General features: G+C 44.5%; 8 protein-coding genes. 6 read left to right on the forward strand and 2 right to left on the reverse strand.

Annotation, left to right across the window (positions count from 1 at the left end; genetic code table 11):
* The 3 genes from PSI23_RS20390 to PSI23_RS20400 form a co-directional block, all read left to right on the forward strand.
* Window positions 1-681 (forward strand): tyrosine-type recombinase/integrase (locus tag PSI23_RS20390; protein WP_273556786.1); only part of this gene is annotated, 681 nt, incomplete at its 5' end.
* Between the two features lie 71 nt (window positions 682-752).
* A complete protein-coding gene (locus tag PSI23_RS20395; protein ID WP_273556787.1) occupies window positions 753-1,565 on the forward strand; it encodes an RHS repeat-associated core domain-containing protein in 813 nt (270 codons plus the stop codon).
* Between the two features lie 13 nt (window positions 1,566-1,578).
* Window positions 1,579-1,902, forward strand: coding sequence for a PepSY domain-containing protein (locus PSI23_RS20400; protein ID WP_273556788.1), 324 nt, complete (start codon window positions 1,579-1,581; stop codon window positions 1,900-1,902).
* Between the two features lie 62 nt (window positions 1,903-1,964).
* Here PSI23_RS20400 and PSI23_RS20405 read toward each other — a convergent pair whose 3' ends face one another.
* Window positions 1,965-2,276, reverse strand: coding sequence for a SymE family type I addiction module toxin (locus PSI23_RS20405; protein ID WP_273556789.1), 312 nt, complete (start codon window positions 2,274-2,276; stop codon window positions 1,965-1,967).
* Between the two features lie 74 nt (window positions 2,277-2,350).
* Window positions 2,351-2,749 (reverse strand): helix-turn-helix domain-containing protein, encoded by a 399-nt coding sequence (locus tag PSI23_RS20410; RefSeq protein ID WP_273556790.1) that lies wholly within the window; start codon window positions 2,747-2,749, stop codon window positions 2,351-2,353.
* A gap of 169 nt (window positions 2,750-2,918) precedes the next feature.
* On the opposite strand from PSI23_RS20410, the gene PSI23_RS20415 reads away from it, so the two are divergent.
* From PSI23_RS20415 to PSI23_RS20425, 3 genes are read left to right on the forward strand one after another with little or no spacing between them, the layout of a single operon-like run.
* Window positions 2,919-3,314: a 3-oxoacyl-ACP synthase III family protein gene (locus PSI23_RS20415; RefSeq protein ID WP_273556791.1), complete on the forward strand. Its 396-nt coding sequence runs from the start codon at window positions 2,919-2,921 to the stop codon at window positions 3,312-3,314.
* 16 nt (window positions 3,315-3,330) lie between these two features.
* On the forward strand, window positions 3,331-3,570 hold the full coding sequence (locus tag PSI23_RS20420) for an acyl carrier protein (protein ID WP_273556792.1): 240 nt from the start codon (window positions 3,331-3,333) through the stop codon (window positions 3,568-3,570).
* Between the two features lie 8 nt (window positions 3,571-3,578).
* The gene (locus PSI23_RS20425) at window positions 3,579-4,163 is read left to right on the forward strand and encodes a histidine phosphatase family protein (protein WP_273556793.1); all 585 of its coding nucleotides are present in this window, start codon (window positions 3,579-3,581) and stop codon (window positions 4,161-4,163) included.
* Window positions 4,164-4,242 lie beyond the last annotated feature (79 nt).

Genomic DNA, 4,242 nt, shown 5'->3' on the forward strand with positions numbered 1-4,242 from the left:
GACGAAATCGGGCAGGTGCTCGACAGTCTGGACTGCGGAACACTGCACGGCTTCCGCAACCGGGTGATGCTGGAAGTGCTCTGGAGCAGCGGCATTCGCCGCATGGAACTGTCTAACCTGCGCCCCGGGGACATTGATGCCGGGCGCGGGGTGCTCTGTGTGCGTCAGGGCAAGGGGCAGAAAGACCGGGTCGTGCCTATCGGCATCCGGGCGCTGGACTGGCTCACCCGGTATCTGGCGCAGGTCCGCCCGCGACTGGCTGCGCGCCGTGACAGTGGTTACCTGTTTATCTCCGACCGGGGGCGTGGCCTGTCGCGTGACTACTTAAGCCAGATTGTCGGAAAGACTATCCGTGAACAGGCGCAGCTCGACAAACCCGGCGCCTGTCACCTGTTCCGCCATTCGATGGCGACACAAATGCTGGACAACGGTGCTGACACCCGGCACATACAGGCGATACTGGGGCATGAACGACTGGAAACCACCCAAATTTATACGCGGGTTGCCATCGGGCACCTGAAGAAAGTGCACCGGCAGACGCACCCGGCAGAGCGGGCAGACAATCAGCAGCCCGACGCCGACACCGAACCGCCGGAGAGCCGCTCATGCACTGAACCCGCGGAAAGCAGGGTATCAGACAGTCACGCCGGTGCCAGCGGACAGCCCGCCCGTCCCCGTTGAGTTCGCTAAGGTTCGGTGCGGGGGCAGATCGTGGCCGGACTGCCCGGAGGCCAAGGTGTTAGCGGGGGTACGTGGGCAATGGGCGGCATGAACTTATCGCCGGAAACATTCAGACACAGTACGCGGTCTGTGCGCCAACGGGCGAACCACTGGCGTTGTTTGATGAAGCCGGGCACCGGGTCTGGCGGCAACCGCCGCAAAGCCTGTACGGGCTGCGTCTGGGTGTGCCGGGTGAAAATGCGGAACTGAATCCGGGGATTCAGTTTGCCGGGCAGTGGCTGGATGAAGAGAGTGGTCTCGTCTACAATCGGTTCCGGTATTATTCGCCGGTGGCCGGGCAGTATCTGACGCCTGATCCGATTGGGCTGCTGGGTGGTAAAAATCCCTATAGTTATGTTCATAATCCCACTGGCTGGACAGATCCTCTAGGACTCAGTAGAAAATGTGGCAAAGGGTTTTCGAGTGCGGATGATGCCGCGAGGGCCGCGTTAAATAAATATAATCCTATGTCTCTCCGTATGAACAAAGAATATGGAGGTATTATATTCAGGGCGAAGGATGGCTCTTATGGATATACCAGAGGAATGTTAGGAAAAAGTAGAACGGCTCCTACTTTTAAAGAAACATCTAAACGCTTACCTAAGGATGCAACGCCAGTTGGACAATACCATACACATGGTGATTATGCTGATGATGCATTTAAACGCACTAATAAGGCTGGGGATGTGCACAATAGTGATAATTTTTCTCCAGCCGATATCAGGATTCACAATGCTGCTAGTCGAACATTCCCAGGTTTTATCAATGCATTGGGTACTCCTAGCGGTCAATTTAAGAAAATTACTGGCTTCATCAGTCACTATTCTGAGGCAATACATCTTTAATGGAGACGGTTATATGAAATTAGGTGAATCAGAAAATAGTAATGATGAAAATGTTCTCCTAAAAGTGGATAAAAAATACACTTCATTTTTATTCAAAGCTATAAATGCAGCGAATGATGAAGCTAAAAAAAGAAATATTGATATTAAAAATCATTATATTTCATTTAAGAAAGCTATTTGCCGAGAAAGTAATAAAGAATTATATCTGGTTTACTTTTATGAGATAGAAGTTACTTCTGATAATTGGATGGATCTTTCCAGTGGTGATCTTAAAGATATTGAAGTAACAATGGATGCTAATACAGGAGAAATAATTTCCATTTATGGAAGTAGATAGAATCTAATTTTTTCTCATCATAAAGCCGGAAAGATCTTCCATGATCTTCCGGCTTTTTATTATTATCCCGCCTGATAATCCCCAATCAATTCCCGCATTCGCAGCTTAATTTCACTGAGCTGGCGTTGGTACTGCTGCCTGATGCTGTGGGTGTCGTTGCTGTCAGGGATCAGCACCAGACAGCCGTCCATAATCTTGACGGTGAGTGAGCCACCAATCTCAAATCCGGCGGCTTTAAGCCATCTTCCCGTTAAATTTATCGCGGGTCGGGGGTTCGGCCTGCCGTTTTGCGGCACGTATCCCACGGTGTAATAACGTTCTGTTTTCGTAGCTTTATTTACTGCACGGTTTTGCTTAGAATGCGCCTTAGCCATCATTAACTACCTCAACTAGTTGGTTATGGTCAGCGTTCTGGCCGTGCTCCAACACAGCCAGAACGCGTTAAATATCATCGTGTAATATTAATTGCTTGCTTAATCTTCTCTTGGGTGATTGCCATATCCAGAATACGGCAAATCACATCCTGATCTTCTGCCTTTAACCCGTCAACCTGCTTACACAACTCTTTTAGCCGCTTGTTTTTAATATCAAAAACAGGTGCGGTTGCTCCTTCTTCACCCAGCAGTAAATGGTCAATACTGACTTCCAGTAACTGCGCCAGTTTAATGATGTAATCAAACTGGGGCTTAACCTGTCCCTGCTCCCACCGTCCCACCATCCGGGGCTGGATATCCAACAGATTCGCCAGTTCTATCTGTGTAAGCTGTCTGGCCTTGCGCAGTGTGGCAAGGCGTTTACCAAAATCAGTCATAAATGAACAAAGCCAGTTAATGTGTTTGTTCATCATGATAAGTGTCCGATTTTTTTTGAGCAGAACATGGAGCGGGAGCTGTAATTCTTGAACAAGGAGATGAAGAAAATATCCTTTCCACTTATACAGGAAGTGATGGTGAATATGAAAATTTAATTACCATTTTAAATGGGGGAGTGAGTCTAAGCTTTCAGTGAGCAGAGATATGCTTTCAAAATCTTCATACTTCAAAATGGAAGGCAAAGAGGTTTTTCTGAAAGCCATTTCATATATGAAGGATTCTGTTCAAAGAGTACTGGAACTCAGCAATACAAACACAAGTGAAATTGATTATATTGTCCCACATCAAGCAAATAAGAGAATAATAGATACTTTAACTCAGCTATTTGATTTGAAGGAAACACAAGCGTTAATGAGTATTGAGGAGTTTGGGAACACTTCTGCTGCATCGATACCACTAACGCTAGCCGTCCATGCCAGAAATAATACAATAAAACCCGGTCATAAAATTGTTCTTACTGCGTTTGGCGGTGGAATCACATGGGGCGCTGCTGTTATTAAATGGCCTAACTCTGTATTTAGATCCATAGTTTTTAACTAACTAAATGGGGTGAGATATGAAAGATATTATTTTTGACCGTATTAAGTCTCTCCTTACAGATAAGTATTATGTTTCAGTTGATGAAATAACTAAAAATGTTATTTACGATGAGCTAGACTCTTTAACTTTGCTGGAAATTTCAGTAGTACTAGAAAAAGAGTTTAATCTTAGCATACCAGACGGTCTGATTTCTTCAGATATGTCTATTGAGGTATCGATAAATAAAATTTTAAATAATAATGTTAACGAAACATGATTTATTTAATGAGACATGGAATTACCAGTTACAATTTGACGGGAAGAATGTTGGGTCAGACTGATATTCCCTTATGTGAGATTGGAATAAAAAATGTGATGAGTATTGCTCCTAAAATGAATCATATTGGTATCAAATTGATTTATTGCTCAAGTTACATTAGATCAATACAGACGGCTAGTATCATATCTTCCGTTACTGGGGCAAATGTGATTAAACGTGCAAATCTAAAAGAACGTCATTTGGGGGTTCTTGACGGAGAATTTAAAGATACTATCCGTTGGCGCGACGTTGTTAATAAGCTGGGTAAGAAGAATTTTACTCCTGAAGGCGGCGAAGGTGTTGATAACTGTCTGGAGAGGTTCACTAGTGAGATGAAAAGCATAGTAAATTCAAATTTAGATGAAGAGAACGTTCTCGTGGTATCCCATGACGGGGTTATTACTCTTTTTATGCGATATGTGCTGCATGTCAATAATAACCTTTCTTTTCTTGATAACTGTGATTTTCATATTTTAGATACAGACCGAAAAGGGAACTTTCATGTGAATAAGCTAAATGTCGTGGATTCACCTAATAAGTGCAATTTCTAAGAAAGGCGGTCAGTTGCTATAGTAGGCATCTTTCTCGCCAAAGGAAAATGCGCTATGACCTATAAACAACTGACCGAAA

It is taken from the genome of Xenorhabdus yunnanensis, from assembly GCF_028598805.1.
In the GTDB taxonomy this organism is placed as follows: Bacteria; Pseudomonadota; Gammaproteobacteria; order Enterobacterales; family Enterobacteriaceae; genus Xenorhabdus; species Xenorhabdus yunnanensis.

What these genes read in the sequence shown, in the direction of transcription:
- PSI23_RS20420 (WP_273556792.1), top strand. Translation starts at nt 3,331, where the DNA reads ATGAAAGATATTATTTTTGACCGTATTAAGTCTCTCCTTACAGATAAG.
- PSI23_RS20405 (WP_273556789.1), bottom strand. Translation starts at nt 2,276, where the DNA reads ATGGCTAAGGCGCATTCTAAGCAAAACCGTGCAGTAAATAAAGCTACG.
- PSI23_RS20415 (WP_273556791.1), top strand. Translation starts at nt 2,919, where the DNA reads ATGCTTTCAAAATCTTCATACTTCAAAATGGAAGGCAAAGAGGTTTTT.
- PSI23_RS20400 (WP_273556788.1), top strand. Translation starts at nt 1,579, where the DNA reads ATGAAATTAGGTGAATCAGAAAATAGTAATGATGAAAATGTTCTCCTA.
- PSI23_RS20425 (WP_273556793.1), top strand. Translation starts at nt 3,579, where the DNA reads ATGAGACATGGAATTACCAGTTACAATTTGACGGGAAGAATGTTGGGT.
- PSI23_RS20410 (WP_273556790.1), bottom strand. Translation starts at nt 2,749, where the DNA reads ATGATGAACAAACACATTAACTGGCTTTGTTCATTTATGACTGATTTT.